The organism is Priestia sp. SIMBA_032, from assembly GCF_046535215.1.
Classification (GTDB): domain Bacteria; phylum Bacillota; class Bacilli; order Bacillales; family Bacillaceae_H; genus Priestia; species Priestia aryabhattai.
The window spans coordinates 36,566-62,605 of record NZ_JAWRXD010000003.1 but is presented as its reverse complement, the minus strand read 5'-3'; the positions used below and the strand labels follow the sequence as shown (position 1 = coordinate 62,605).

Genomic DNA, 26,040 nt, shown 5'->3' with positions numbered 1-26,040 from the left:
TCATATTTCATTGATTTTTACGCATGCTAGAAACGGAGGTGATTCAACATGGCTAAACGCAAGTCAAACCACGTCATTCCTGGAGCTAACGCGGCTAGCGCTCAAGGAAAAGGAGCGGGTTATAATGAAGAATTTTCAAATGAACCATTAACGGAACAACAGAAACAAAATAATAAAAAACGCAAAAAAAATCAGTAAAACAATCTCTTATTGGATATACTAATCACTAGTTAGAAAAGCAAAATCGTTTAACTCCATGAAATCTAACGAGAAGGCGTCATTATATATGACGCTTTTTTTTTGTTCCCATTTCCTGTTTTTGTTAAACCTATTTTTAGAAAGGGGAATTTTTCATCGGATAAATTCCCTGTCACTATCCTACCCTAATAAATGAAAGGGAGGCTTTAACTATGAACAAAAACAGCAGCAAAGACATCAGAAGAAATGCGCCAAAAAGCAATTCTGGACAGCCAGAACCGCTAAGCGGATCTCATAAAGTAAAAAACCGTAAGCATTCTCGTCAAAAACACAATAGCGGACATGATATGTAAAACAGCGGCAAGCTCTCTACAGAGCTTGCTTTTTTATGCGTGGAAAAGACAGCTAGGACTTCAAGCTTATTCTTTGCGCAGGAGTTCACTAAGTACATAAACGCGCATATGATAGTAAAGTGAAACAGTTTAAATAATGGAGGAACGCAGAAATGAAAAACAAGCGTCTGCCAGCAGACCAAATGTTTGTAAAAGGCTTTCAAGAGTTGTTAGAAGTCATGCTTTCAAATCCCTTTATGAGTTATTTAGATTATGATTCCGTTCGTATAGATTTATTTGAAACAGAACAATCATTTATTGTCGAAGCTGAATTATTAGGGTATCACCCTAAGGATATTATCGTTCAGATACAACCTGACCATTTACAGCTGACAGCCAAAAAATACTGTATTAGAGAATTTCATGATGAAAAGCAAGGAACGCTTGCAAGAGAACAAATGGAAGAAAGCGTTGAACGTACAATCGACTTTCCATTTCCATTGATGAATAAAAAAATTACCGCTACATTTAGTAACGAAATCCTCGAAATTACGATTTCTAAACATGAGACAAATGAATCTAATCAGCAAATAGTCCCTATTGAGTTCCAATAAAGCTGCAGAGACAACATCTGCAGCTTTATTGGAACTATTTAATTGTTTATTTAGCACATAGTTTTTTTAGAAAGTTTTTCTTTTCAAAACAATGGGATATCTAATTTTTTTTACGGCACACTACTAAAAAAGAGTAAAAGGAGAACGTTTATGCTTCATACTGCTTGGAAAGGTAAAATCAGCTTTGGATTAATTGATATCCCTATTAAACTCCACGGAGCAATTGAAGAAAAAGATGTAAAGCTGCGCACGCTACACTCCGTTTGCCTTACACCTATTCATCAAGAAAAACATTGCCAAACGTGTGGACGAGAAGTAGAATCCGATGAACTGGTTAAAGGATACGAAACAGCGACCGGTCAGTTTGTTGTACTTTCACAACAGGAAATTGACAGTGTCAAAGAGCCCTTTGCAGCAAACAAAGCTGTTGAATTGTTACACTTTGTTTCGTTAGATGACATTGATCCCCTGTTTTTTGATAAGCCATACTATATCTCTCCTGGAGAAACGAGCCTAAAAGCTTATTATACGTTGTTAAATGCACTTGAAATAACGAATAAAGTCGGTATTGCCAATGTATTTTTATATTCCAAACAGCAAATCGCCATTATTCGTTCCGTGGGTGGCTCTCTCGTTCTTCACACGATGCATTTTGAAGAAGAGCTTCGTTCAGTCACAGATGTGCCTAACTTATCTAGTACTTCTTCTATTAATGAAAGTGATACACAAGTGACGGTGGAATTAATTGATAAGCTATCTACTTCTTTTAATCCGTCTATTTACAAAAACAACTATCGAGACGCCTTACAAAACGTCATTCAGCAAAAAATAAATCAAGGCGAAGTTACAAAAAGCAGCGGAAGCGAAGAAAGAGATATTCGACATTTAATGGAAATGTTAAAAGTGAGCATAGATCCTTCTACTTTACAGCCGACAAAATCAACAGCAGAGAAAAAAACTTCATCCTTAAAAAAGAAAGCATAAAAAAGCTAACGAATTTCTTCGTTAGCTTTCATTTGCAACAGAAGTCTTAGGAACGATAGTTCCATATGACGCCGGTATTTTTAAATATTGCGTTACTTGATTATTTTCTACAAAGACAATAAAGTTATCTTTTTTATCTTTTCCAATACCTTTTGCTTTTGCTTCAGACCACGTGAAGCCCAGCTTTTCATTTACCTCGCTGCGAGTCGTTTCCGGTCCAAAAACATATACTTTATCCCATCTAAAATCACATAATTCATTAAAATCAAGGATGGAAGCTTCTTCTTTACTTTGATTTGTTTTTTTGATTTCATTAATTACGGTTTGCTGAAGTTGCGCTTGGTTGCGTTCGCTGTATACCCTGTCAATAAAAAAAGTTGCCAATAGCGCTACTAACGTGAATAGTAGAATCTTTTTCACTTCGTTGTCCTCCTGATACGTTCTCTGCACATGATACGACTTCTTTTTGATACGGTTTTATTCTCTACTATTCTAGAAAATTCAACAGGAAAATACAACTAAAATCTCGAAATGTCATCAAAACATAAAAAACTTAACACTATGTCAACGCATAAAAAAAGGCTTGTTCACGTTCTATCTATTTACCTACTCAGCGCTGAAAAGATTTGGTTCTTCCGTACAAATAGTTTCAATAAATTCTTCTACTAGCCCTTCCTCTCCCGGCAAAAAAGGCAGCGCACCCACTCCAACGCGTTCAATACTTTTATAAAAATGATGCTGCTTATAGCCCTCCGCTTTCCCTGGAAACAGCACAATCGCTGTTTGTACCGGTTTTATCCCATTTTCTTCTACAATAGCGTCTCGGTAACGATGCATGGTATTAATATCTTCTTCTCTAGGAGAAGGCGTATCGTGATTTGGTTTAATACGATACTTAGCGTCAAAAAGATATACGCTTTTTTTCTCCCCTTGCTTTACTTCAAGCAGCAAGTCCGGCTTTTGGATAACGGTATGAGTATGATGATATTCTTTTTGATACCATAGCGTGACTTCTGCTTTTCCCACCTGAAAACGATGGTAAGAGGCCTGAATCCTCACGTTCAACCCTTGTTCTGTCGTTGTCATAATGTTTTGTTCTATCCGCTTGCCGTAAGTTTGCAGCTTCTTTAAAAGACTAACATACGTCCAGTATTCGTAGAGAGTTGCGATATCTTTTAACGAAAGGTGGTAAAATTCTCCGTTAAGAGCCAATCCTCGCGTTAAGAACATAAAGTATCTGCTTGCTTCACGGTAGCGAGGTGCCGTACGGAGTGTAGAAGGAAGAGTTGAAGCTTGGAGAGTCTTCACCCGTTGCCAAAACACATTGTTTAACAGCCTTTTTAACTCGGTATGATTGGTTTCTAGAGCCGACACCGCCTCTTTTTTTACATATCTGTCTTCTATTAATTTGTCAATTAGTGCAGTTAGCTTATGGTACAGCTGCGTCATCATCCATTTAACACTTTGATTTTCCAGATTATCATAGGTAGACACATGCCTGGTGCCAATCGCTTTTGTGGGTACTACTTTTATATTTCGATTAATTTTAATCCCCCTGCTTGAAGATGCAAGATAGGTAGGGTGTGTTCGGACAAAAGATATAGCACGGCTATCTTGTTTTTTTATTTGATCTCCTCTCATGAGCTCATGTTCAACTTTTACCGATTGAAACGGCTGATTTTCAATCTGACGCACAGAATGAAGAAAGGGTTTCATATAGTGAGAAAGAACATGATAAAATTCCGTCCATGTTGCTTGCTTAGACCAAACAGATTTCGCTTCAATATATGTTTTACGAAGCATATCGTATGCCAAATCATGAATGTATCCGTTCACTTCATCAACCATGTGTACATAATCTGTCTTGTAGCTCATCTTTGATGGGAAAATTTCAAGAGTAAAGGACAGCTCTTTTTCTCTTTCACTGTAAACATGAAACGTAGAATACCCTACTTCATTTTGAAAGCTTATATTTCCCGTCAAAATGTAGGGAAATCCTACGGTTTGAAAACTTTGTTCAACTGCTTTTGAATCGTGGGTAACAAACAGGCTTGTTTCATTTTTTGAAACAACTGTAATTTGATAGGTTTCATTTTCAAAAAATAAAGGCTCAAGCGGCGGTTTGGAAGTCATCATGCCTTTTGTTTGATTTAGTACTTTTACATGTGTAATTCCTTTTCCCGTACAAGAAAAAAACATCACTTCTTCTGCAGATTTTATTTTTTTCTTATTCTTCCCTTTTATAACCACCGTACACGTATCGGTTTCAATTTCAACGTACGGTATTAATCCAAAATGACGTGTATCCGTATACTTCAAAACGTCTCATCATCTCCATTATTTTGCGTGCACTTTTAGGAAATCTCATCCCGTCTGCATTTACGACAGCTGTCTCAAATTCATCATCGAGCAGCGTATTTGTACAGTAATAATAAAGGTTTTTTAATAGATCAAATGTGTAAGCATCGCTTCCTGAAATACGAGGCAAAACTTTTTGCAACACCTGAAAATCAAATGCCTGATCAAATGTAAACATCCCGCTTTTCACTGCGTAAATTAGATAAAAGCATATTTCGTCGCGTACGCGGTAACCTATTTGCAAATCGACTTCTGTAAGCATCTCGTTGACGGTTAGCAGTTCATTTGTTACTTCGTGAATGAGCTCAGCATGTTCAGCATACGCATCTTTTAAGTGAACATATTGACTTTGAATTTGTACATTTTCAATGCTGTGCCGAGGTGGATCTCTATCATCTAAAAAATCAAAAGAATCTAGCTGAATCTTATTCAACTCAATGGTGTTGGTACGATCTAACAACTTTTGACTAAACCCATGAGTTGTTTCATCCATATTAATGGTACCAATAATGAGAAGGTTAGACGGCAAATAAATATCTCGGAACATCTTATGTCCAGGAAATAACGGAGCCGTTTTGATTTTTCCTTTTGACCAGCTTCTGCTTTCCATTACGCTTAAAATATCGCTAAAATAATGTTCAACTCGAGCTAAGTTCATTTCATCCAATATGGCAACATATGTGTAAGCTGGATGCTGAATGGCTTGCTGCATAATGGACAGAAACGATCCTCTGCGAAAATCTCCTCTTAAATCAATATATCCTAATAAATCTGAACTATCGTGCCAATCGGGCCGAACCGGAATGAGCACTTGTCTTCCATTTTCAATCGTGGCACCGATACTATCTGCTAAGAGCTGAGCAAGCTTTGTTTTTCCTGTCCCGCTCATTCCGGATAAAACAATAAACGGTTTAGTCTTTAAAGCAAAGTAGGCGTTGGCTATATCATGTCGTTCATATGTAAATCCAGATTTCCCAATATACTCATGAATATGGACGATGGCGTCTTTGTCTCCAATCATCTCTTTGCTCATTCCGTATGTTTTTATATACTGTTCATGCATGCTTAGCAGTAAATGCAAGTCATCTTGAAGCTGATCATTGCTAGGTAAGTCTGCTATATTGTAAGGAAGGTAAAGGGCTACTCTATCCTCAAAGTTTTTCGCTTCCATGCTTGTACCAATGACAATATGATTATCTTTCAATACGCGGGTATGTTCAGGAGTAAAAAACCGAATGTCTTTCAGATCGGTTCCTTCTTCTGAGTCTCCTCTCATCATGACTAAGTAAATGCGCTGACCGTCTTCACTGAATAAATACGCGACCATCACGTCACTCTCTATATTCTTATTCGCAAGGGTCACGTAAGGAAATGTTTCAGCGTGGTGTCCCGATATACGCATTTCTTCTCGATTTATATGCTCCAATCGATAAAGAGAAATCGGAAGCCTGCGTGTAAGCATATTTTCTACTTCGTGTTTTACAAGTACGTCTCCACCCATTTGTTTATAATGTTCCGCTACATACAGCAGCCGCTCGCGCAAACTCATCGAATTCTCTCCTTTCTGCCTTCACTGCAGTTTGTAAAAATAAAAAGCATCGTCAGCTGACCACGCAAAAGGTTCATTTCTTTTATTATAGACGCTTTCTTCGTATCGTAAGCTATTTTATAACGTTAGGAAACACTACATTATTCTTTTCTCTACATACATGTTTATGTTCATTTTAATGAAACATGACAGAAAAGAAAAGCGTTAGGGGCTTAATGAATGAAGAGGCAATGATACGAACAGAAAAATAAGCAGCTTGTGTGCCCAAGGATAAAACACCCATTATGCTACATGATTATTTAACATCTGATGCTTTTGGCTGAGTAAAGAAAAAGATAAAAATAATAAGCGGCAGGGCGATAAGAAAAATACTCGTCTCTGAAGGTCTTACTGTAGGTATATCCGTTAATGACATTTTAATCAGTCCTTTGTAAATTTTTCAACTAAGTCAGGATTTACATAAAAATGTTTTGATACGGTACGATGAAAAAACTGAGAGGATTGATTCAGTTCACTTAATGCAGGTTCTGTTTTGGGAACGCCAAAAATAGGTCCGCTTACGTTAATGGTAAACCTTCCAGAAGAAATAAAGGCGCCCGATACATTGATCTGGTTATTAAGCAGCAAAGCCGCAAGAAACACATCAATCATATCAATAATAATATTAATTCCCACATTTCCGTCTTTTCCTTCGATGCGACTGGTTCCTGTAATAGGTCCGCCTACTGAAACACGAAAAGCTCCGGGTGTCACAAATACTCCTATAATTGTTATTTGGCCAGTTAATAATAATATGGCTGTTACTACATCAAGATCTCGTTGAATGGCAAAGATAAGTTCCCTTTCTTTGTCAAAGCCGCTTTTCCATTCCACATTCTCCACACCCTTAGCACATACTATTCTAAACACGTGTAAGTGTTATTCTAATTCTGCTTTTTCTTTTCTCACTCGCGCTCAGAAAAGTGTAAAACAGATTTTACTGCGTCTTCAATTTCTTTATATCCTGTACATCTGCATATATTGGAAGCTAACCACTCCTTTATAATATCGTCACTGCCTGAAGGATGGCGTTTGGAAAGCAAATGAGCATTCATAATAAAACCCGATGTACAATAACCGCACTGAAAAGCAAAGTGTTCAATAAAAGCTTTTTGCATAGGTGAACTCTTCAGTCCTTCTATAGTCATTATTTCTTTCTCTTCTGCTTCTGCCGCTAACATGAGGCAAGATTTCATTGGCCGCTGATTTATCCCTACTGTACAAGCTCCGCAGTCTCCATTTAAACAGCCTGGTTTTGCTCCGGTAAGGGCCAGCTTTTCTCTTAATACGTAAAGCAGCGTATCTGCTGTTCGGATATCAACCATTTTTTCTTCCCCATTAACCTTTAGCTTAACTGTTATTCTATACCGTTCATCTCTTAGCACATTACATTCCTCCCAGCTCTTTGAAAATATCAAACAATAAATTTTTAATCACAAATTTGCGATATCGATCCGATCCTTCTCCATCATTTAAAATTGGAGCCGGTATATAATCAAGAGCCGTTTGAAGTCGATCTTCTAATGGAGTGTCTTTATGATTTAGGACTTCTTCTATTTCAGCTGATCGAAAAGGAAACGAACATACTCCGCTGAAAGCTACTCGAATGTTTTCTTCTGTTTTTAAAGCTGCTACTGTAACTAGTGGATATCCTGTATCCCACTGCTGGCGTTCTTTTATACTCATATATGGCAGGTCAGCATACTTCGTTTCAACAAACACCTGAACAAGAAGTTCTCCGTTTTTCAGCTGCAAACGCCGGTTAAAAAGGTCGTGAATCGAATAGATATTTGTTCCAGCAGGACCTGCCACCGCAAGTTGACTATCCGTTAAAAGCAGCGGCAATACCGCTTCTCGATAAAAAATATGCCCACAAATATTTCCTCCTAGTGTTATTTTATTTCGAGCCGTGTGATCAGCCACTTCGCTAGCAGACTTACTTAATAAAGGAAACAAATTTTTATCTTCCAGTTCAGTTAACGTGACTCCTGCACCAAAAATCATCCAATCTTCATTAGCTTCGGTTTGTTGAAATTCAGGTATATTTTTTATATCAATAACAGCATGGGTAACAAACAAACCCAATCTACCTAATGTCAGAACTTCGGTGCCGCCAGCATAATACCGCGGCTGTTTGCCTTGATTCTCTAACTCTTGAAACAAGGCAACTGCTTCTGAAACAGTTGCAGGTTTATAATATTCAAAGTCAAACGAAATCATCTGCATTCCCTTCTTTCATTCTCCAAATCAATTCTGGAATAAGAGGAAGTTGATTTAATTCTGTTTCTGCTGCCGTAGTTAAGCTGTTTCCTAAAGAAGCAGGCATCCCAAGCAGCCCGTGTTCTCCGACTCCTCTAGCTCCGTACGCCGCATCTAATTGAGGTGTATGAACAAAATCTACTACGTACTCCGGATGCTCTCCGTAGCGAAGAGGACGATATTTCCGAAGCTGAGGATTTAAAATACGGCCATTTGAATCAAACCAAAATGTTTCTCTGCCTGCAAACGATAGTCCCATACTCATCGCACCCATGACTTGCCCTCTTGCCATTTTCTCGTTTAACACGGTTCCTATGTCAATAACAGAGACTGCTTTTACAATACGATATCTATACGTTCTAGGGTTATATTCCACTTCAACTCCTTCAGCTGCTACCGTCCATTCAGGACCGGGACGCCCAGCTCCCGTTTCTTTATCCAAGTAGGTCATCCCTCTTAAAATATAATTGCCCCTCCCTATGATTTGCCCTCCAATTGCATTTCCGTTCGGATATTTATAGCCATATACAATTTCTTTAAAGGCCAAGGAGGTTTCAGGCTCATCCCGTAAAAAAACTTTTTCATTTTTTATTTCGATATCTTCCTCAGAAGCTCGAAATATACAAGAAGCTATCTTTTTTAATTGGTTAATCACATCTTCAGCCGCTTCTAAAACCGCTCTTCCTGCCATAAAAGTGCCTCTGCTAGCCACCGTTTTCCAATGTTCAGGAGTCGTTTGAGTATCTACTTCCATTCGCACATGAATACGTTCCACACGCATCTGCAATTTTTCAGCCAGTATTTGCGCGAGCACTGTTTTTGTCCCTGTGCCTAATTCAATAACGCCAGACATTAAATTCACGCTTCCATCAGGATTGAATGTGAGAATAACACCTGAACTTGCATTTGTTTCAATAGTGGAGGTTTTCCAGACGCAGCTAATCCCTTTGGCAGTAATAAGGCCGTTTTCATGAACTATTCTCTGCCCTTCCTCCCATTTCATTAGCTGCTTCAAGCGACGAATACATTCCGGTAAGTTACCAACGCTGCTAGAAGTTAAACGTACTTGCGTAGGCGTAGTATCACCCGGCAGAATAGCGTTTTTTTCTCTAAACTCCAAAGGATCTATACCTGCTTTTTTAGCAAGGATGTCCATCGTGCGCTCAAACGCAAATAATAGTTCCGAATGGCTAAATCCTCGAAAAGGGGAAGCGTAAGGGTGATTTGTATATACACATAATGAATCACAAAAAACATGTTCAAGACGATAAGGTCCCGTACAGTCAGCTGCTGCTGCTTTACTCAAGTCCGTTCCTTTATCTGCATAAGCACCGCTGTCAAACAAATAAAGAATGTCAGCAGCCTGCAAGAGTCCCTCTTTAGAACAACCTAGCTTGATTTTGGCATCTAGGCCGATATGAACAGGCGAAGTAAGCATATCTTCTTCTCTTGTGTTCAATATCTTAACCAACCTTCCACCCACGGCTTTTGAAGCTAGATAAGCAAGCAGCTCCAGCTGAACAGCTGCTTTTCCTCCGTACCCTCCTCCTACTAGCGGTGTTTCAACGATTACTTTTCCTGCTTCAATTTCAAAGTACTCACTGATTAATTTTTTCACCATAAAAGGAGCTTGAGAAGAAGTGATAATTTTAACTAATCCATTTGGAAGGATTTCAGCAGCGGCGCTTCTTGTTTCCATTGCCGCGTGATCTGAAGGAGATAGAGAAAATGTTTCTTCAACTATTAACTCACTTTTTTGCCAACCTTCTTCTATATTGCCTTTTCGTATTTTAACTCTGTTTGCTACGTTGGTGCCGGGCTCTGGATACACCGTTTCATCATGCTTGTAGATGTGCATATGTTCATGCACTAAAGGAGAATCAGGCTCAATAGCGGCGCTAGGAGAATGTACGACAGGCAATAGCTCATATTGAATATGAACGGAACTCGCCGCACGCTCAGCAAGTGCAGGAGTTTCTGCTACTACAAGGACTACCGCTTCTCCGTGATACCGCACTTTTTCAAACGCAAGCGGTCGCCGGTCACGAACTCCTTCCCCGGTTAACGGCAAATGCTCACCCGTCACAACCGCGTGAACACCAGGAATAGCAATCGCCGCTTGGACGTTTATGGCTTGAATCCTTGCATGAGCGTAAGGGCTGACTACTATTTTGGCATGCAGGGAGCCTTTAAACATGTAATCATTTGTGTATCGAGCCGTCCCCGTTACTTTTTCCAATGCATCTTTTCGAATCACGCTTTTTCCAATAACATCCACTCTTTTCACCTCCATCAATCAAACCCGTCTACATTTCTCTTTATATATCTTTTTAATGCGTTTATACGCTTGTTTTGTATCAACATCCATAAAAAGGGAAGCGTCGGTCCATTCGTAAAATATTCCATTTTCAGGTCCGCTTTGTCTTATGATTTTTCTTGCCCCTTGATCTCCTTGCAGCTTATCCAAGCTTGAAAACATTTGTTTTGAAAATAAAACCGGTGCTCTGGAAATTCCTTGACAAAAAGATGAAATAAATGGAACAGAAAAATATTTTTCAAAAAGAGAAACAAATGTATCTATCAGTACGATGCTTATAAGAGGCTGATCTGCCAACAGCACAATAATAGCATCAGCGTTTAATTCTTTTGCTTTTTTTAATCCGCACTTTAAAGAGGCCGACTGACCTTTTAAGGCGCTACTACAAGAAGTATGACTCCACTTCTGCTGATATGCTTCTGAAAAAAGAATAGGGTCAATCCACTCAAGATGATCTCCTTTCTTAGTTACTACTATCGTATGATTTACTTTTGAAGAGACCGCTTTTTGTAAGGCTTTACTCCCCAAACATCCATTCCCTAAAGGCAGCAGCAGTTTATTTCTTCCCATCCTTTTACTAGCTCCCGCGGCAAGATAAACAGCAACAATATTTAACCCGGACATTTTCGCTCCTTTTTTTCATCATGCATTCGGAGGTTTTGAATTAATTCAGCAAGAATACTAACGGCAATTTCCTGCGGTCCTACCGCTCCTATAGAAAGTCCTACCGGAGAATGAATGCGTGAAGAAATATCAGTATTCAATAATCGAAGTGTTCGCTTTTTAGATCCTAAAACTCCTATATACTTTACAGATTTTGATTTTAATAGCGAGAGAATTTCTTGATCGCGATAAAAATTATGCGTCATGATCACAACAAAATCATCGCTTTGTATGGACAGCTGTTCGTCTACTTCCTCTGGAAATCCAATATGTATTTCCTCTGCTAGCGGAAAATGTTCCTTATTACATAAAGCCGGTCTCCAGTCGCATAAGGTAACAGAAAACCCCGTATTGGCAGCAAGTGATACTACATATTTTGCATCGGCACCTGCTCCCCAGATAACTAGACGAGGCCTTGGTTTATATAGATGAGCATATGTGAGCAGGGAGCAATTTGAAAGTTGAATACCGCTCTTTTCCCCATTCCAATCATCTGTTGCAAAAGATGATGCGTCGCTATTTCCACCAAATGTTTCGCCCGTCTTTTCTACATAAAAAGAGGTTGTTTGAATAATGTTTTTTTCTAATTTTTTAATATGCAAAACAGGATTTCGGTTATCTAAATGACGTTTTACCCGCAAAAGATTTTGCTTCATCCTCGCAGTTACAGGTTCTAGGAGAATATACAGGATTCCATTGCAGCCTGCTCCTTGTCCCCATCCTGCATCACCTTCTTCTTTTAAATTGTACGTAACGGTTAATACGTGCTCAGTGTCGAACAACTCTTTTACGCGCTCAGCAATATCTGCTTCTACACAATCAGCGCTTAACATCCCAATATTCTCGCCATTTTCTTGAAACAGCATGGACGTTCCTTCTTTTAAATAAGAGGATCCTTCTACATGAATAATCGTTGCCAACACGCTTTTTACTGTTGATCTTTCTACAGCATGTAAAATGTCATGCATTTTTATTATCTCCTCCTTTTACTACTGATTTTTTAAAATCTTTTCACGTTTTGTGGAGAACTAAAATACGCTACAGTAGGCTACTTCTGCTCTTGGAATGAATCCATGTATTATTCATATTTTCAAAGAAGCTACAATAAGCTTTTAAAGACTTAGAAGAACTGTCGTTTGAAAGGAGAATAATATGCTATTCGACTCAACAAAAATCAACCTAGGAAAATTGAACGTTCGCAGTGCTGATCAAGCAAGCAGTATTTCTATTGGAAATACGTCAAAAGTTACAAGATATGTCACAGCAAAGAAAAATCAGGCCTTCGGACAGCAGCACGCTGATCAATGTTTTACAGCGGGATCTGCTTACAAAACTGTAGATAATGATTATGTGGATGCATTTGCAACAAAAAATGATAAATAAGGAGGAAACCATATGATTTTTTCGCCTATGGTCATTAACTTACAAGCCTTCAAAGTGAACGTTTTGGATAATTCATCTGTTTTAAGCATAGGACCTAATCAGCAGCTTGATGTGTTCGTATCTTATAAACGTAATCAAGGTCTAGGAGAATCAAACGGAGATTTTTCTCCGAACGTAACTCCATTCTCATGGATTATAGACTCAGATGTAAACGATTCAAACTCAGTTAAAAATAGCGTAATTTAAATTTTTTCATTTCCTCTACTCATCTATTCGTCTATTAGCATTCAATCGGAAGCCTAATAAATATAACCTGCATCTGAACTGGCTATATTTATTAGGCTTTTTCTATGAAATGGGCACTTTTTGAAAAGATGATGGGCTGTCAATTTGATCTCGATCATCGACACAGCTTCTCGTTCCTATAAAGCCGCTATCATCACCAAAATTTTGCCCAAATCCCTGTGTTTTTTTATCTGAATTATTCCAGTCTGCTAGTAAATTCTGTCCGATATTTACTGCAGACGCATTTTCAAAGGAATTTATCTTTAGCATTAAAATATTAATATTTATAGATGCACCTGCCATTTAAACCACCCCCCTTTCAAACTATATTCAAATTCCATCTTTTTATGATGTGTGGTAAGGAGGAAACCATATGGATTTTGATAAACTTATGCAGTGGATGGAATTTGCTAAAAAATATCAAACAAATGACTTTTGGAACGGTGTTTTTGATCAAACTGCTTTTAACGAATTTATGAAAGAAAATATGGATATGAATGCTCCTGATTCATATCAGGCACCTCAGGCTTCTAAAAGTAATTTTCCACCTGTTGACATTTACGTTACCCCACATGAAATCATTATTATCGCTGACTTGCCCGGCTATCTAAAAGAAAATTTGCACGTGTCTGTTTCAGGCAGCCGGCTTTTGTTAAAAGGCTCACCGCACCCTCTCATCACAGGACAGCCGGTTGTACAAGAACGACCTTCTGGAGACTTTAACCGAATTATTGAATTGCCAGAGGCTACGGATGCGCATCATCTGCGTGCGAAATTTGAAAATGGACTGCTTATTCTTTCTTATCACAGGCAGTTTTTCCAAGAAGAACGTATTCACATTGAATAAGGCTTAGTAGTTTTATGAATGAAATTCAATAGTTCACATAAGCATTTATAAACGCAAAGAATTTAACGTGAATTTCCAAACTGGACCAATATATATTTATCTAACTGTTATTACATTGGAAATAAGCCCAAGATGAGGAGAAGCGAAATGTCTATGAAAGGATTTTTCAACCCCAAACAGACTAACCAACAGCTTCATACTGAGCTAGAGGACTTCAAACATCAAATCAAGCGCATTAACACGCTTGAAGTTCACATGAACCGTTTTTTAAAACTCGAACCGCAAATTGGTTCTCTCATAATGCTCAAAAAAAAGCTGGAGGCTCAGCACTCGCACTCCAATGATTCTTCACCTTCACAAAGAAGCACTCATAAAAATGCTGAACAAGCATATGCAAAAGATAAGAAAGAGATTGCTAACCAGCTTCAATTTTTAAAGGAAAAAGTAGCGCAATTGGAACAAGTGATCTCCACGCAACCCCCTCGCGATAAAAAGATAGAAACTGTACCTTATCCGGATTTAACTAGCTTGGTAGAACAATCTGTAGAGAAAAAAATGGCTCCTTATCTCGAAAGAATGACCGAACTAGATGAAAGAGTTTCAGCATTAGAGCGCAGCTTGTCGCTTTTAACTGAAGTACAGGTGGACATGCTAAAACGAACGTCTTCCCTTCAAGAAGAAGTAAAATTGATTCACCAAAGAGGCACACTTTTAGAAAATGCTCCCCCGCCTATCCATATTGATAAATTTTTTCTTGATAAATACGAACAAAACAACAATATTGGCCAGGTTGGCATTAAAGAACTCGGCGGTACTTTAAATATCGGAGCTACATACGGAAGCGGAGCTATACCAAAGGATTTCACGGACCAAATCCAAAAAGACATGGAAGAGTTAAAAAACGCTAAATCAGATATTTCTTCTGGTAAAACGAAGCCTGCACAAGAGGAAAAAGAGAATTCTTCTTCCTCTTTCGAAAAAGAAGACACGTATACGGAAGTTCCTATTTTTGATGAAGATGATCCAAAGGAAGAGTCAGTCTAAAAAGTCATAAAATTATATTTAGTTATGACTAGAATTTTTGCAAGCTATTCTTTACACTATAGGTAATAACTTCAAAAAAGGAGATATGCTGATGCCAAAGCTTTTATGGAGAATAGGTGCTGTCATGTTGCTAATGTGTGGAGGCTTTATCTTTTTATTTATTGCTGCTTCGCAAATGATGGTTCAGCAATACAAACCTTTTTTTAGACGCGAGAGTGCATAACTCTCGCGTTTTTTTATTGAACATTATCCTATTTATGGTAATATATATATATCAAAAAGATATAAATGAGGAAAATAAATGAAGGAAAATCAAACAACATATGCAATTTTAGGACTGCTTACCACGGAATGCAGAACTGGTTATGAAATTAAGCAGTTAATGGATCGAAGTTTAAATCATTTTTGGAAAATTAGCTATGGCCAAATTTACCCCACTTTACAAAAGCTTGTGAATGATGAACTAGCAACGGTCAATTCCGTTGCTCAAACTGATAAACCAGATAAAAAAGAGTATGTAATAACAACTAAAGGAAAAGAAGTTCTGCAAGATTGGCTACGTGAACCTATTAAGCAGCTCCCTTCCGAAAGAAATGAAATTTTGTTAAAACTCTTTTTTAGTAGTCAGCAAGAAAAGCAACTCACAATTTCCCAGTTAAAAAACGCTCAGCAGAAACTAACTGAACGTTATCACATGTATTGCGGAATCGAAGACAGCATTTCTAACAGCCCTTCTCCCGACAGAACGTATTGGCTTATTACCCTAGACTACGGTAAACGAACAACGTCTGCTTCGATAGAATGGTGCAGAGATACGATTAATAAATTATATGATGAGGAGGCGCATAATTTATGATTCATTCCAATCGTGTTATGGCTAAGCCCGGTCAAGATTTGGTCGTCTTTGTTATAGGAATGCGTATTAATAAATGGACAGCCGTACACAAATGGTTCCCTGTATTTAAAGCAATGCCTCCTATGATTCGCGAATTGTATACAAACAAAAGACTTGGCTTTTTATCTTTGCAAGGATCTTTTAATTTAAGAACCATCACGCTGATTCAATATTGGGAGTCAGTTGATCAATTGACCTCCTATGCCAAAGGCCCTCAGCACTTAAAAGCTTGGAACTCTTTTTATAAACAGGCTTCAAAAACGAATGCAGTTGGCATTTATCATGAAACGTACGTCATTCCTGCAGGAAATTACGAATCAGTATATGTAAATATGCCTTCGTTCGGTTTAGCTAAAGCGCTTGGATGTGAAACCATAACGAAGCATACTCAAACTGCCAAAAAACGTTTGAATGTTAAAAGAGGTTGAGACATGACGAAATGAATCCAATCAACTGCTGAAATGAATGAAACAGATGAAACCTACGTTCACCCTGACAAAAAAAAACGAACCACTCATCAAACATGTTGATCAAGGGTTCGTTTTTCACTTCGGCTAAAATACTTTTGTCCCAGCTTCTTCATTACATTTGTTATACATATATTTTCAGCATTTGATTGGCACCTTTTTGAAATTCGTACGGGACGTCTGCTATTTCTGTTCCTTTTACTAGAGGCGCAATCTCTTCTAACAGCTGCGGCAAATAGGTAGAAATCTTGCCGCTTAAATTCGTTAAAGGAAACAAACGTACTTCCTCTTTTGTAACGCGTATCAGTTCTTTTAAAGCCTCTAAATGAAACGTATAATCTAAACGGTCACTGTACATAAATAAAAAGTTTGCACAAAGCGTTAAATCAAACTCGTTCTTTTGAAACGGCAAATTAGGAAGTGCTCCGTACTGATAGGCTTCGGGGTTCTTTTTCATATGAGCAATACAATCTTTTAATGCCCTTTTTCGATGTTCAGTTAAATCATCAATAGACGAAAAATACTTCCACACATACTGTTCCTGTACGTGCTGCATTTGATTCATCGTATGAATTAAATCCAGGCTTCCTTTCTTTTCAAGCTCTTCTGCCGTAAATTTATAGGCAATATCACAGCTAGTAGCCTCCGTACCTTGCTGCAAGGCATGAGCAGTAAAAGAACAGGCCCCGCTAGCACAATCTAACACTTTTTTTCCTTTTAAATACTTTTCATTCAAATTAAACATAGCTCTATACTCTTCAAACGTTCTGCCGATAAAAACAACTCGGTCAATTCCTAACTTTTTCTCTGCTAAACTCAACTCTACTCAGCTCCTATCTTTTACTTAGACTTTCATTTTACAGAAAATTGGATTAAATTCCAATAATTTATGTAGTAATTAGTCTAATCACCATCTTTTGAAGCACTAAAAACAGGCCCCAACACATAACTCCTATCGATAAACTCATAAACAAATGAAGGGAGTTTTTCAAACAAATATAAACGACAGCAAGTAGTAAAATAGTGCCTGGCAGTCCATAAAGAACGCCGAGTGTAAACTGACTAACTACTTCCTTTTTTTCTCCTTGCACTGATAACCATACAATACTTAGTAAGCTCACAATTGGAAGGGCAGCCACAATTCCACCGTATGCCGGAAATCTTTTGGCCATTTCTGTTACCCCTGCAATAATAAGAGCTGACATTAAAATTTTGATGATACTATACATGTTTTGCACGCTCACTTAATAACTGAAAAGCCTGTTGAATCAGCTGTTTTTCAGATACTGTCATTTCACGTAAAATAGCTGAAATTTTTTCTTCGTCCAAGCTTGAATTTCGCTTTAAGATGTCTTTTCCTGCTTCTGTTAAATGCAGAATTACTTTTCTTTCATCCTGTATATCTCTATTTTTATACACATATCCTTTCTCGATACTTCTCTTTACATGTTCAGATGCCGTATTATGTGAAATAGTTAAATAATCTGCGATTTCTCTTATTCCAACCGAAGATGATTTATCGATATGCTGTAAAAGACGTATGGTTTGGTGCGTAATTTTCTCTTGATGCGTATAGTGCAAATGATAATAAATAGATGTCCAATAGCCGTTTAATTCCTCTACTTTCATGATTCTGCTCCTCTATATCGTATTTTTAGTTATTATCGTATCATACGATATATATTACAGAAACGACAGCCAGTTTTCAATGCTACCTTCTTTTTATCTTGTATCTCACATAATAATACGATTTAACAGTTACACTAATTGTACACACTGTGAAAGGCGGTTGTATGACATTGATTCTTCGACTGTTAAAATGGGTTCCGAATCTCTTTACGATTGGAAATTTGCTAAGCGGCGTATTTTCCATAGCCGTTAATATGAACAGCTACGAACGCTTAGCTGCTCTTTTTATTTTTCTAGCCGCTTTTTTCGATTTATTTGACGGCAAAATTGCGAGAAAGCTAAAAGTTAACAGTGAGTTTGGTGTAGAGCTAGATTCTTTGGCTGATATTATAAGCTTTGGCGTAGCGCCTGCAATGCTATTTCATACTCTTTCTCCCCACTCTTGGCTAACGGTACTCGCTTTTATGATTTATCCAAGCCTGGGTGCATTAAGATTAGCTAAATTTAGCGCAAATCCAACCGTAGGTTACTTTATAGGGCTTCCTATTCCTTTTCCAGCTCTAATTATCGCACTGCTTGGTATGTTTTATTATGTGAATCCTTATCTTATGATTATTTTAGCTATTTTGATGGTTAGTCCTATCAGGGTCATGAAAATTTAGATGCAATAAAAGACAGACAAAATGCCTGTCTTTTATAGTGCTGTCCATTCTTCACACAGCATTTTATGCTTGAATTTCAGCTCATGTTCTCTTTTTTCAAGCTGAGCTTGTAAAGACAGCCACTCGCTATTATCAGGTGCTGAGCATAATTTTTCTTCAAGAGACAGTAAGGAATCCAGTACGTCTTCAAGCTGAGCAGCCACTTCTCGTTGCTGTTTCATGTTCATTTTTTTCAACAGTAGTTTTTCATTTTTCTTCATTTTTTTCACCTCTCTCTTTTCTTTACCCGCTGATAAGTGTTTTAGTATGAAAAGTATATGATTAAAAATCGTTTTATCGTAGTAAAAGCTTTTTAATAGCCTATTTTTTATTTTTATTGATTATTTAGAACATAGTTTAATAAGATAAAATTACAATTAGTAATACTTTTACAAACCGTGATATACTTAAAAAAAGAAAGGATGATGAATAGAGAATTATGCTGCAAAAATTTGGTTTTTCTCAGTATGAAAGTCAAGTATATGAAGCGCTGCTTGCGAATGAAGGTCCGCTGGATGCTAGTTCGATTGTCACGTATTCGCATGTTCCAAAAGCAAAGATTTATGAAGTACTTAATCGTTTAATTGATAAAGGCATTGTAGTAAATACATTGTCTGGGAAAAAGAAACTTTATTCAGCGGTAGCCCTTCAAACCGTCATTCAAAAACTTACTGCTGACTTTGAAAATGACATTAATGAATTAAAAACATATAAAATTAAAAAAACGTTTACAGATGATCATGTTTGGAGTTTAAAAGATAAATCCTCCATTTCTGCTCACATTGAACAGTTGATTCATGAAGCGGAATGTTCTATTATTTTATCGGCTTGGAATGATGAGTTGGAACATTACCGCTCATTGCTAGAAGAAAAAGAGAAACAAGGCGTAAACGTCGAGGTCTTAACCATAGGAAACTTGCAGACTGCCCTCAAACATTTACATACATTAAATCCAATAGATGATCATAAAAACCTTGAGCCGTCGCAGTTGATTATTGTGGACGATGCTTACCTTTTATTTGCGGGCATTGAACATGACACATGGAAAGCAATAAAAACCATGTCGCAGCCGCTTGTAAAAGTTTTTGCTGACTTCTTTTACCATGACGTCGCACTTACCCATATTACAAAGAAATATCAAGAGCAGCTTCTTCAAGATTCTGAAATCATGGAGCTGCTTACTCGACTGCGTTATTAAAAAGGTTACTAATTCATTAGTAACCTTTTTTAATATTACCTATTGAAATCCTCTCCTAAAAAGGTTACTATTCTAGTTGTAACTTTTTAAAGAGGGGGTTTTTTGATGAATAAAAAAGTTTACATACTTGCGATTGCTTCCTTTGTTGTTGGAACGGTCGAATTAATTCTAGGAGGCATCTTAGACTTAATTGCCGATGCATTTCATGTATCATTAGCAAAAGCAGGTTATTTAATCTCTATTTATTCGTTTGTTTATGCCTTGTCTGCGCCGATTTTACTAAATGTGACGGCTAAGATAGAGCGTAAAAAAGTATATATGTGGACATTATTTATTTTCTTATTGAGCAATGTATTTTCAGCCTACAGTTCGGGCTATTATATGCTATTAATCGGGCGTATCCTCGCTGCTGCGAGCGGTTCTTTTATCATTGTATTATCTACCACAATGGCTTCTAGAATGGTAAAGCCTGAATATCAAGGCAGAGCGATTGGCATTGTATTTATGGGAATTAGCGGCTCACTTGTTTTAGGCATTCCTCTTGGTATTTTGATTGGAAATGCGCTTGGCTGGCGTCAAGTATTTGTTATGATTGCAATTTTGACTGCCATTATTATGATTACCGTTTGGTTTACAATGGAGCGTCTAGCTCCTGCTCCAATTGTACCGTTAAAAACTCAGGTAAAAGCTTTACGCAATAAAAAAATGCTCGCTATTCACCTAGCAACATTGTTTGTACTTGCGGGCCATTTAACGCTTTATGCGTACTTCACACCATTTCTACAAGAAACGCTAGGGTTAAATACAACGATGGTGACCATTATTTATGGTATTTTCGGTCTGGCTGCCGTGGCAGGAGGAGGACTTGGAGGAGCTGTTTCTGATAGATGGAACCCTTCTTCTTCTGTTATCACCATGATTGCTCTCTTTTTTGTTAGCATGATTGCTATGCCTTTTGGCGTTCATTTGCCATTTGTTGTGTTCTTACTTCTTATGATCATTTGGAGTGCACTCAGCTGGGCGGTCTCACCAGCTCAAAGCAATTTAATTATTCATAGTGCACGCGAAACGTCGGACATTTTAATCAGCACTAATGCAGCGATTTCACATGTAGGAATTGCGATCGGCTCCTATGTTGGAGGAATTGTTGTTAATCAATACTCTGTTATTTATAACGGCTGGGTCGGGTCTATTTTTGTTTTGCTTGGTCTTTTCTGCTCTCTTTATGCGGTAACACGAACAGAAAGCACAGCAGATACGCTTCACAGTAAATAAGCTTTTATAAAAAAAGCGTACACACATGGTGTACGCTTTTTTTGATTATGATTGGTCTCCATGCATTTCAGCTGCAAATTGAGATTCGGACATAACGATAAAACCATGCTTTCTTAGCAACGCAGTCGTTACCCCTTCACCGGCTAATTTAACATTTGAAAATGCTCCGTTATATATATGTTCACTTCCACATGAAGGGCTGTTTTCTTTTAGTACAATAACAGTAGCTTTTATTTCTTTTGCGATGCTCAGTGCCTTATAGGCCCCGTCTATGTATATATCTGTCACGTCTTTTCCCGATTGTTCAATAACTCGCGCATGTCCGTTTATTACGTCTATTCCCGTTCCTTTTATAATTTCTGCCGGTTCTCTAGGCGTGTGAAATCCACCTAACAGCTCTGGACACATCATCACCGCTTCTTTATTTTCAACGAGCGCTTCCATTTCCTTAACTAAGGCACTGCTTCCATTATATCTGCAAGCTTGACCTGCTAAGCAGGAACTAACTAAAATCACAGAATTCTCCCTCCCCTCCAAAAAAACACTTCTCATTCATCATACAAAGAATATATGATGAATGGAAGTGTTTACCTTTTATATTTTATTCAAGATCACGCTTTGACTCCTGCTCTTTGTCTCGATCCGTTTTCGCTTCAAATTCAGATCGAGTCATTACGTCCTCTACATGCATATTTACTTCTACTACCTCTAATCCCGTCATATCGTGAACTGATTTTTTTACGTTATTAACAGTTTCAGAGAAAATGGATGGAACATTTTTCCGTATTCGACAATTACTTTTAAATCAAGGGCAACTTGCTTTTCTCCTACTTCAGCGTTAATCCCTTTTGTGATATCTTCAGTGCTGCGGAAGCGATCTGTTAACCCGCTCATAAATCCGCCGCTCATTGATAAAATTCCTTTAATTTCATTAGCTGCAATTCCAGCAATTTTTTTAATGACCTGATCTTCAAATGTTAATGTATTTTGATTTGTATTTTCCTGAGATTTTACTGCTGTATTTGTTTCATTAACTGCCATAACGAACATCTCCCTTAAAGTGATTTTCTATCTTCCTTTAGTAAAGAATCCTACCCAAGTATTCAGGTCTAAATGACCATCTCGCCACTTCCCGATTACATAACCAATTCCCATAAAAGCTACAATTAGCAGCGTGGGACCAAAACCAATTGTTAATAGCAAAATTGCCAACACTAAACCTGCCAGAATACCAAGTACCCGGCCACGGTACGGAATCAATTTATCTGGAGTACTCATTATGTCCCTCCTTCATCACACAACACGCTCTTTCTTTCGTGTTTGTGTATCTGTTAAGTCAATACGGACGGAGTGAACGGGAAGCTCCAGTAAGGCCTCCACGGCGCGTTTTGTTTCAAGCTGCATCTCTTTTCCTAGTGTCGGTAGTCCATCTCGTCCAAACAACGAACAGTTGATATACAGACTAACTTTTTCTTTGCGAGAATGAATAGAGGCCTGGACTTCAGGAGAGCGTATTCCCTGAAAGCTTCTAATTGCTCGTAAAGCTGTAGATTCGATCGTTGCTTTAGAAATTGTTATTTTGCCTTCACCAGTTACAATTGCCAAATTCTTTTTAGGCGGTCTGCTAAATATGCCTGTTAAAAGAAAAATAATAAAAATAACTGCTAAAAATGCGCTTATTGATAAAATTGTGTAGTAAAACCATTCCTGATGCTTCCACTTTTCTAACCAATTTGAAAGGTGAGGAACCCTATAAACCATCAGTGCTAACATACCGGAACAAATCAGTCCTGCAATTCCAATAATTGCGATTAAAAACCGATTAAAACTATTCAATTTTCCACCTCATCTCAACGTGAACTCCTACTGCTTTTTTGTTGTGTGTAAAGGAAAGGCAACGAGATATTCAATAGTTACCTGCAATATTTTTTGATAAACTTTCTAACTGTAAAACTGAATATAAAGAAAATGACTAGGTTTCCCTAGTCATTTTCCTCATCTCTATACGTTGTCTTGTGAGTTTTGATGAACTTATTAGCGTTTATTAAACCGCCAATCAATAAAATAGCGGCCGTTAAATAAAACCAGACCATTAAAATAATAATACTTCCAAGCTGACCATAGATTTGCGAATAGCTTCCAAACTGGACATAGTATCCGAATCCGGTAGATACAACTTGCCATCCTAGCGTGGAGAAAACAGCCCCTGGAAGTACATCTTTCCACGTTACTCTTGCGCTTGGCATCAGTTTGTAAAAAAGAATGAAAAAGCCTAATAAAAATAATGTCCCAATTCCCCATCTAATTGTCGTCCAGCTTTGAAACCATATATCAGGAACATGGACTTTTGTTAGGACCAAATGTCGAATGACCTCTTCAATAATTGGTACAAACAATGAAATAGCTACCACAACCATAAAACCAAAAGTCAAAATTAAATCATTGATTAAACCGCGCAAAAACGTTTGTTTTCTTTGAATGTGATACGCGTCATTTAACGAGCGAACCAAAGATTGTATAGCCATAGATGCGAGCCAAAAAGTCGCCAATAAACTAAAAGATAAAACTTTTTTTCCGCTATTGTTAACTGTTTCAATTGACCGTTCAATTACGTCGTAGGCGCTTTTAGGCGTAAATGGTTCAATAAATATCAGCAAATTGTTTGTATCAATTGGAAAGAAACTCAGCAGAGAAAAAAGAAAGATAATAAACGGTACAAAAGATAACAAAAAATAGTAGGCAGTTTGAGCAGCCTGATCAAAGAAACGCTCCGTAAAAAAACGAGCGGCAACGGTCTTAGATGTTTGAATCATAACAGCGTTCTCCTTTACTTTCGCTTCACCCTTTAGTGAAATTCATATTCAATTTTTATGTTCAACATGGATTGGATAAGTTTCGGCTTATAAAGCTTTCTTTTTCCATTATCCGCCGTTAACAAAGAATTTAACCCGTAAAATTATACAGCCGGTTCATAAAGAAGATATTATTATAATTGCATCTGCCATTACCACCATATCAATAGATCTTCTTTTTCTTTCATAAAACCGTAAATTCTTTGGGACTGCATTCCCTTTTTTCTTACATTTTTATGCAATGTTAAAAAAGTAAAACATAAGAGCCCCGATCAACATCAGCATAATCATTGAAACAAAAATAACCAAAGCGTGAGAAGATTGATACGTTTGGCTGTTAATTTTTTTGCGCGTTGAAAAATAATGATAGGTTGAGAAGAGAAGCAAACCCGCACTTGCAGCTAAAGAAAAGATGATAACAGCAATAATAAGAGTATCGGCTGCTTCACTTAATTTTTTTCCGGAATTGAAATGCAGGCCGCCTGCAACAAAACCAATGCCGAGTGTAGCAATAGACGTTCTAATCCACGCTAAATACGTTCGTTCATTTGCTAAATGCTGCTGAATATAAATGGATTCATTTTCTTTTTTAGTCATTTACATACCACCGTCCTTTTATCTGTCTTCTATTATGAGTAAATGTTCGAACGAAAATAAATTGAGGACGCTTCACGCCACATTATACCCGAAAAGAAGGAATCATTACCATCTTCAAGCGGCTAGAAAACCCTAACGTAAAACTGTACCCCTTTCTGTTTTCATTTCACGTTAATAGTTCACTAAGTAAATCATTTTATTTTTAAATATTTCTGATATATGGTATAATTTAAACCGATAAAAAGATGCTGCATGTATGCTAAAAGAGCAGGCCGTATGGTTTCGCTCTTTTGTTGTTTTTACGCTATGCCGCACAACGAAAGAAGGAAATAGAATGGAATTATGGAAACGAAACTTGTACATTTGCTGGTTCGGTTCTTTTTGCACCACAGCCGGGATGAGTTTAGTTATTCCGTTTTTACCGCTTTATATTGAAAAGCTGGGAGTTCACGATACGAGCTCCATCAGCAGATGGGCTGGTATTGCGTTTGGAGCTACTTTTTTAATGGCAGCTATTGTTTCTCCTTTATGGGGGAGTTTGGCCGATAAATACGGGCGAAAGCTTATGCTCCTTCGCGCAAGCTTGGGTATGGCAATTGTTATGACTTCTATTGGTTTTGTGCAAAATGTCTATCAGCTTGTCGGACTGCGCTTTTTAATGGGCGCCGTTTCCGGCTTCATCTCTGCAGCCATTACGTTAGTAGCGACTCAAACACCTAAAGAGCACAGCGGTAAGGCATTAGGTACGTTGTCTACAGGTGCTGTATCAGGATCTTTATTAGGACCGCTAGTAGGCGGCTACTTAGGAGATACAATCGGATTGCGTCACGTCTTTTTCGTGACAGGTGCATTTATGTTTTTGTCTTTTTTAATTGTAAATTTAATTCAAGAAGACAAAAAAGAGACGGCGAAAACGACGAAAGAATCTAACATTGGGTTACTTTCTCTTAAGAATTCAAAGACCGTGATTGGTGTATTTGTTACAACTTTCTTACTGCAGCTTGCGGTTATGGCTATTCAGCCAATCGTTACACTGTATGTAAAACAGCTGTCTACTCATACTGATCACCTTGCCCTTATTTCAGGTTTTGTCGTGGCGGCAACAGGAATATCAAATATTTTAGCTGCATCCAGACTTGGCAAAGTCAGCGATCGCGTTGGTCCTCAAAATGTGCTTCAAATATGCCTGCTCATCGTAGCGGTTATTTGCGGCTTACAGGCCTTTGTGCATAGTACTTGGCAGCTATTCTTACTTCGTTTTTTACTCGGTTTTGCAATGGGAGGATTGCTACCTTCTATTAATTCTTATTTGAAAAAAATTGTGCCGGACTCGATTACAGGTAAAATGTTTGGCTATAATCAAACAGCACAATACTTCGGGAATTTAGCCGGTCCAGTTATTGGCGGACAAATTGCCGGAGCTAAAGGAATTCCTTACGTATTCTTAACAACGAGTGTTCTTCTACTGTTGAATGCTGGATGGGTGTATTATCAGCGCCATCACGGACAACAGCTAGACGGTAAAGCCGCATAAAAAAACCTTCCGTTTTAACG

At 37.8% G+C, this 26,040-nt stretch carries 34 protein-coding genes and 1 pseudogene; 15 read left to right on the top strand and 20 right to left on the bottom strand.

All coding sequences use genetic code 11. The annotated features are described in order from the left end of the window. The first annotated feature begins 48 nt into the window (after window positions 1-48). From sspO to ku, 4 genes are all read left to right on the top strand, one after another. Window positions 49-198 (top strand): small acid-soluble spore protein SspO, encoded by a 150-nt coding sequence (sspO, locus tag SB717_RS10470; RefSeq protein ID WP_013083371.1) that lies wholly within the window; start codon window positions 49-51, stop codon window positions 196-198. 212 nt (window positions 199-410) lie between these two features. Then, a complete protein-coding gene (locus SB717_RS10465; RefSeq protein WP_013057256.1) occupies window positions 411-551 on the top strand; it encodes a small acid-soluble spore protein P in 141 nt (46 codons plus the stop codon). 152 nt (window positions 552-703) lie between these two features. Then, entirely contained in the window at window positions 704-1,144 is a 441-nt protein-coding gene (locus SB717_RS10460) for an Hsp20/alpha crystallin family protein (RefSeq protein ID WP_410903663.1), read from the top strand. Between the two features lie 150 nt (window positions 1,145-1,294). Then, complete coding sequence (gene ku, locus SB717_RS10455; RefSeq protein ID WP_410903662.1) at window positions 1,295-2,128, top strand: non-homologous end joining protein Ku; 834 nt, start codon at window positions 1,295-1,297, stop codon at window positions 2,126-2,128. Between the two features lie 21 nt (window positions 2,129-2,149). Here the strand turns inward: ku and SB717_RS10450 are convergent, their stop codons facing one another. From SB717_RS10450 to SB717_RS10410, 9 genes are all read right to left on the bottom strand, one after another. Then, on the bottom strand, window positions 2,150-2,548 hold the full coding sequence (locus SB717_RS10450) for a hypothetical protein (protein ID WP_013057259.1): 399 nt from the start codon (window positions 2,546-2,548) through the stop codon (window positions 2,150-2,152). Between the two features lie 186 nt (window positions 2,549-2,734). Further along, on the bottom strand, window positions 2,735-4,447 hold the full coding sequence (locus tag SB717_RS10445) for a DUF2357 domain-containing protein (RefSeq protein WP_410903661.1): 1,713 nt from the start codon (window positions 4,445-4,447) through the stop codon (window positions 2,735-2,737). Continuing rightward, window positions 4,401-6,035: an MrcB family domain-containing protein gene (locus tag SB717_RS10440; RefSeq protein WP_410903660.1), complete on the bottom strand. Its 1,635-nt coding sequence runs from the start codon at window positions 6,033-6,035 to the stop codon at window positions 4,401-4,403. Before SB717_RS10440 ends, SB717_RS10445 begins: the two co-directional genes overlap by 47 nt. Before the next feature lie 420 nt (window positions 6,036-6,455). Further along, window positions 6,456-6,908 (bottom strand): hypothetical protein, encoded by a 453-nt coding sequence (locus SB717_RS10435; RefSeq protein ID WP_029322049.1) that lies wholly within the window; start codon window positions 6,906-6,908, stop codon window positions 6,456-6,458. 71 nt (window positions 6,909-6,979) lie between these two features. Beyond that, a complete protein-coding gene (locus SB717_RS10430; RefSeq protein ID WP_074680956.1) occupies window positions 6,980-7,459 on the bottom strand; it encodes a (2Fe-2S)-binding protein in 480 nt (159 codons plus the stop codon). Between the two features lies 1 nt (window position 7,460). Then, window positions 7,461-8,294: an FAD binding domain-containing protein gene (locus SB717_RS10425; RefSeq protein ID WP_410903659.1), complete on the bottom strand. Its 834-nt coding sequence runs from the start codon at window positions 8,292-8,294 to the stop codon at window positions 7,461-7,463. Continuing rightward, a complete protein-coding gene (locus SB717_RS10420; RefSeq protein WP_312036148.1) occupies window positions 8,281-10,611 on the bottom strand; it encodes a xanthine dehydrogenase family protein molybdopterin-binding subunit in 2,331 nt (776 codons plus the stop codon). Before SB717_RS10420 ends, SB717_RS10425 begins: the two co-directional genes overlap by 14 nt. Window positions 10,612-10,629: 18 nt before the next feature. Further along, complete coding sequence (locus tag SB717_RS10415) at window positions 10,630-11,274, bottom strand: NTP transferase domain-containing protein (RefSeq protein ID WP_074680950.1); 645 nt, start codon at window positions 11,272-11,274, stop codon at window positions 10,630-10,632. Continuing rightward, the gene (locus SB717_RS10410) at window positions 11,262-12,281 is read right to left on the bottom strand and encodes an XdhC family protein (protein WP_410903658.1); all 1,020 of its coding nucleotides are present in this window, start codon (window positions 12,279-12,281) and stop codon (window positions 11,262-11,264) included. The genes SB717_RS10415 and SB717_RS10410 overlap by 13 nt, the downstream gene beginning before the upstream one ends. Window positions 12,282-12,465: 184 nt before the next feature. Here SB717_RS10410 and SB717_RS10405 point away from each other — a divergent pair, with 184 nt between their 5' ends. Then, window positions 12,466-12,696, top strand: a complete 231-nt coding sequence (locus tag SB717_RS10405) for a hypothetical protein (protein WP_043982849.1) — start codon at window positions 12,466-12,468, stop codon at window positions 12,694-12,696. A 12-nt stretch (window positions 12,697-12,708) separates the two neighbouring features. Continuing rightward, window positions 12,709-12,942 (top strand): hypothetical protein, encoded by a 234-nt coding sequence (locus SB717_RS10400; RefSeq protein WP_013057270.1) that lies wholly within the window; start codon window positions 12,709-12,711, stop codon window positions 12,940-12,942. A gap of 102 nt (window positions 12,943-13,044) precedes the next feature. On the opposite strand, the gene SB717_RS10395 is transcribed toward SB717_RS10400, so the two are convergent. Further along, entirely contained in the window at window positions 13,045-13,284 is a 240-nt protein-coding gene (locus SB717_RS10395) for a hypothetical protein (RefSeq protein ID WP_013057271.1), read from the bottom strand. Window positions 13,285-13,354: 70 nt separating this feature from the next. Between SB717_RS10395 and SB717_RS10390 the strand changes: the two genes are divergently transcribed. From SB717_RS10390 to SB717_RS10370, 5 genes are all read left to right on the top strand, one after another. Then, window positions 13,355-13,828 (top strand): Hsp20/alpha crystallin family protein, encoded by a 474-nt coding sequence (locus SB717_RS10390; protein WP_025751726.1) that lies wholly within the window; start codon window positions 13,355-13,357, stop codon window positions 13,826-13,828. 147 nt (window positions 13,829-13,975) lie between these two features. Then, window positions 13,976-14,872 carry a hypothetical protein gene (locus SB717_RS10385; RefSeq protein WP_410903657.1) on the top strand — a complete coding sequence of 299 codons (897 nt, stop codon included), beginning with the start codon at window positions 13,976-13,978 and terminating at the stop codon, window positions 14,870-14,872. A 91-nt stretch (window positions 14,873-14,963) separates the two neighbouring features. Next, window positions 14,964-15,095: a hypothetical protein gene (locus SB717_RS10380; RefSeq protein ID WP_013057274.1), complete on the top strand. Its 132-nt coding sequence runs from the start codon at window positions 14,964-14,966 to the stop codon at window positions 15,093-15,095. A gap of 78 nt (window positions 15,096-15,173) precedes the next feature. Next, on the top strand, window positions 15,174-15,728 hold the full coding sequence (locus tag SB717_RS10375; RefSeq protein WP_074680944.1) for a PadR family transcriptional regulator: 555 nt from the start codon (window positions 15,174-15,176) through the stop codon (window positions 15,726-15,728). Beyond that, on the top strand, window positions 15,725-16,195 hold the full coding sequence (locus SB717_RS10370) for a DUF4188 domain-containing protein (protein WP_025751723.1): 471 nt from the start codon (window positions 15,725-15,727) through the stop codon (window positions 16,193-16,195). The genes SB717_RS10375 and SB717_RS10370 overlap by 4 nt, the downstream gene beginning before the upstream one ends. Before the next feature lie 163 nt (window positions 16,196-16,358). Here SB717_RS10370 and SB717_RS10365 read toward each other — a convergent pair whose 3' ends face one another. From SB717_RS10365 to SB717_RS10355, 3 genes are all read right to left on the bottom strand, one after another. After that, window positions 16,359-17,054, bottom strand: coding sequence for an SAM-dependent methyltransferase (locus tag SB717_RS10365; protein ID WP_075421669.1), 696 nt, complete (start codon window positions 17,052-17,054; stop codon window positions 16,359-16,361). Between the two features lie 67 nt (window positions 17,055-17,121). Continuing rightward, the gene (locus tag SB717_RS10360; RefSeq protein WP_074680940.1) at window positions 17,122-17,463 is read right to left on the bottom strand and encodes a DUF3147 family protein; all 342 of its coding nucleotides are present in this window, start codon (window positions 17,461-17,463) and stop codon (window positions 17,122-17,124) included. Next, entirely contained in the window at window positions 17,456-17,863 is a 408-nt protein-coding gene (locus SB717_RS10355; protein ID WP_074680938.1) for a MarR family winged helix-turn-helix transcriptional regulator, read from the bottom strand. Before SB717_RS10355 ends, SB717_RS10360 begins: the two co-directional genes overlap by 8 nt. Before the next feature lie 170 nt (window positions 17,864-18,033). Here SB717_RS10355 and pssA point away from each other — a divergent pair, with 170 nt between their 5' ends. Next, window positions 18,034-18,525, top strand: a complete 492-nt coding sequence (pssA, locus tag SB717_RS10350; RefSeq protein WP_176547882.1) for a CDP-diacylglycerol--serine O-phosphatidyltransferase — start codon at window positions 18,034-18,036, stop codon at window positions 18,523-18,525. A gap of 32 nt (window positions 18,526-18,557) precedes the next feature. Here pssA and SB717_RS10345 read toward each other — a convergent pair whose 3' ends face one another. After that, window positions 18,558-18,785, bottom strand: a complete 228-nt coding sequence (locus tag SB717_RS10345; protein ID WP_074680934.1) for a hypothetical protein — start codon at window positions 18,783-18,785, stop codon at window positions 18,558-18,560. Window positions 18,786-19,003: 218 nt separating this feature from the next. Here SB717_RS10345 and SB717_RS10340 point away from each other — a divergent pair, with 218 nt between their 5' ends. Continuing rightward, window positions 19,004-19,762: a TrmB family transcriptional regulator gene (locus SB717_RS10340; RefSeq protein ID WP_074680932.1), complete on the top strand. Its 759-nt coding sequence runs from the start codon at window positions 19,004-19,006 to the stop codon at window positions 19,760-19,762. Between the two features lie 105 nt (window positions 19,763-19,867). Beyond that, window positions 19,868-21,037: an MFS transporter gene (locus SB717_RS10335; protein ID WP_013057282.1), complete on the top strand. Its 1,170-nt coding sequence runs from the start codon at window positions 19,868-19,870 to the stop codon at window positions 21,035-21,037. A gap of 45 nt (window positions 21,038-21,082) precedes the next feature. Here SB717_RS10335 and SB717_RS10330 read toward each other — a convergent pair whose 3' ends face one another. The 6 genes and pseudogenes from SB717_RS10330 to SB717_RS10305 all read right to left on the bottom strand — a co-directional run bounded on the left by SB717_RS10330 (window position 21,083) and on the right by SB717_RS10305 (window position 24,486). After that, complete coding sequence (locus SB717_RS10330) at window positions 21,083-21,553, bottom strand: 2-thiouracil desulfurase family protein (RefSeq protein ID WP_074680930.1); 471 nt, start codon at window positions 21,551-21,553, stop codon at window positions 21,083-21,085. Between the two features lie 85 nt (window positions 21,554-21,638). Then, window positions 21,639-22,078, bottom strand: a pseudogene (locus SB717_RS10325) (Asp23/Gls24 family envelope stress response protein). Window positions 22,079-22,105: 27 nt separating this feature from the next. Beyond that, the gene (locus SB717_RS10320; protein WP_045291717.1) at window positions 22,106-22,315 is read right to left on the bottom strand and encodes a DUF2273 domain-containing protein; all 210 of its coding nucleotides are present in this window, start codon (window positions 22,313-22,315) and stop codon (window positions 22,106-22,108) included. Window positions 22,316-22,330: 15 nt separating this feature from the next. After that, the gene (amaP, locus tag SB717_RS10315) at window positions 22,331-22,873 is read right to left on the bottom strand and encodes an alkaline shock response membrane anchor protein AmaP (protein WP_074680928.1); all 543 of its coding nucleotides are present in this window, start codon (window positions 22,871-22,873) and stop codon (window positions 22,331-22,333) included. Between the two features lie 146 nt (window positions 22,874-23,019). Next, window positions 23,020-23,850 carry a YihY/virulence factor BrkB family protein gene (locus SB717_RS10310; RefSeq protein WP_074680926.1) on the bottom strand — a complete coding sequence of 277 codons (831 nt, stop codon included), beginning with the start codon at window positions 23,848-23,850 and terminating at the stop codon, window positions 23,020-23,022. Window positions 23,851-24,123: 273 nt separating this feature from the next. Further along, the gene (locus tag SB717_RS10305) at window positions 24,124-24,486 is read right to left on the bottom strand and encodes a YidH family protein (protein ID WP_016764347.1); all 363 of its coding nucleotides are present in this window, start codon (window positions 24,484-24,486) and stop codon (window positions 24,124-24,126) included. A 334-nt stretch (window positions 24,487-24,820) separates the two neighbouring features. On the opposite strand from SB717_RS10305, the gene SB717_RS10300 reads away from it, so the two are divergent. Beyond that, window positions 24,821-26,020 (top strand): multidrug efflux MFS transporter, encoded by a 1,200-nt coding sequence (locus SB717_RS10300; protein WP_074681576.1) that lies wholly within the window; start codon window positions 24,821-24,823, stop codon window positions 26,018-26,020. Window positions 26,021-26,040: the final 20 nt, after the last annotated feature.

Bases quoted from the DNA above. Each gene is read 5' to 3' on its own strand.
- sspO (WP_013083371.1), top strand. From the start codon at position 49: ATGGCTAAACGCAAGTCAAACCACGTCATTCCTGGAGCTAACGCGGCT.
- SB717_RS10465 (WP_013057256.1), top strand. From the start codon at position 411: ATGAACAAAAACAGCAGCAAAGACATCAGAAGAAATGCGCCAAAAAGC.
- SB717_RS10460 (WP_410903663.1), top strand. From the start codon at position 704: ATGAAAAACAAGCGTCTGCCAGCAGACCAAATGTTTGTAAAAGGCTTT.
- ku (WP_410903662.1), top strand. From the start codon at position 1,295: ATGCTTCATACTGCTTGGAAAGGTAAAATCAGCTTTGGATTAATTGAT.
- SB717_RS10440 (WP_410903660.1), bottom strand. From the start codon at position 6,035: ATGAGTTTGCGCGAGCGGCTGCTGTATGTAGCGGAACATTATAAACAA.
- SB717_RS10425 (WP_410903659.1), bottom strand. From the start codon at position 8,294: ATGATTTCGTTTGACTTTGAATATTATAAACCTGCAACTGTTTCAGAA.
- SB717_RS10415 (WP_074680950.1), bottom strand. From the start codon at position 11,274: ATGTCCGGGTTAAATATTGTTGCTGTTTATCTTGCCGCGGGAGCTAGT.
- SB717_RS10410 (WP_410903658.1), bottom strand. From the start codon at position 12,281: ATGCATGACATTTTACATGCTGTAGAAAGATCAACAGTAAAAAGCGTG.
- SB717_RS10405 (WP_043982849.1), top strand. From the start codon at position 12,466: ATGCTATTCGACTCAACAAAAATCAACCTAGGAAAATTGAACGTTCGC.
- SB717_RS10400 (WP_013057270.1), top strand. From the start codon at position 12,709: ATGATTTTTTCGCCTATGGTCATTAACTTACAAGCCTTCAAAGTGAAC.
- SB717_RS10395 (WP_013057271.1), bottom strand. From the start codon at position 13,284: ATGGCAGGTGCATCTATAAATATTAATATTTTAATGCTAAAGATAAAT.
- SB717_RS10390 (WP_025751726.1), top strand. From the start codon at position 13,355: ATGGATTTTGATAAACTTATGCAGTGGATGGAATTTGCTAAAAAATAT.
- SB717_RS10385 (WP_410903657.1), top strand. From the start codon at position 13,976: ATGTCTATGAAAGGATTTTTCAACCCCAAACAGACTAACCAACAGCTT.
- SB717_RS10380 (WP_013057274.1), top strand. From the start codon at position 14,964: ATGCCAAAGCTTTTATGGAGAATAGGTGCTGTCATGTTGCTAATGTGT.
- SB717_RS10375 (WP_074680944.1), top strand. From the start codon at position 15,174: ATGAAGGAAAATCAAACAACATATGCAATTTTAGGACTGCTTACCACG.
- SB717_RS10370 (WP_025751723.1), top strand. From the start codon at position 15,725: ATGATTCATTCCAATCGTGTTATGGCTAAGCCCGGTCAAGATTTGGTC.
- SB717_RS10360 (WP_074680940.1), bottom strand. From the start codon at position 17,463: ATGTATAGTATCATCAAAATTTTAATGTCAGCTCTTATTATTGCAGGG.
- SB717_RS10355 (WP_074680938.1), bottom strand. From the start codon at position 17,863: ATGAAAGTAGAGGAATTAAACGGCTATTGGACATCTATTTATTATCAT.
- SB717_RS10345 (WP_074680934.1), bottom strand. From the start codon at position 18,785: ATGAAGAAAAATGAAAAACTACTGTTGAAAAAAATGAACATGAAACAG.
- SB717_RS10340 (WP_074680932.1), top strand. From the start codon at position 19,004: ATGCTGCAAAAATTTGGTTTTTCTCAGTATGAAAGTCAAGTATATGAA.
- SB717_RS10335 (WP_013057282.1), top strand. From the start codon at position 19,868: ATGAATAAAAAAGTTTACATACTTGCGATTGCTTCCTTTGTTGTTGGA.
- SB717_RS10320 (WP_045291717.1), bottom strand. From the start codon at position 22,315: ATGAGTACTCCAGATAAATTGATTCCGTACCGTGGCCGGGTACTTGGT.
- SB717_RS10310 (WP_074680926.1), bottom strand. From the start codon at position 23,850: ATGATTCAAACATCTAAGACCGTTGCCGCTCGTTTTTTTACGGAGCGT.
- SB717_RS10305 (WP_016764347.1), bottom strand. From the start codon at position 24,486: ATGACTAAAAAAGAAAATGAATCCATTTATATTCAGCAGCATTTAGCA.
- SB717_RS10300 (WP_074681576.1), top strand. From the start codon at position 24,821: ATGGAATTATGGAAACGAAACTTGTACATTTGCTGGTTCGGTTCTTTT.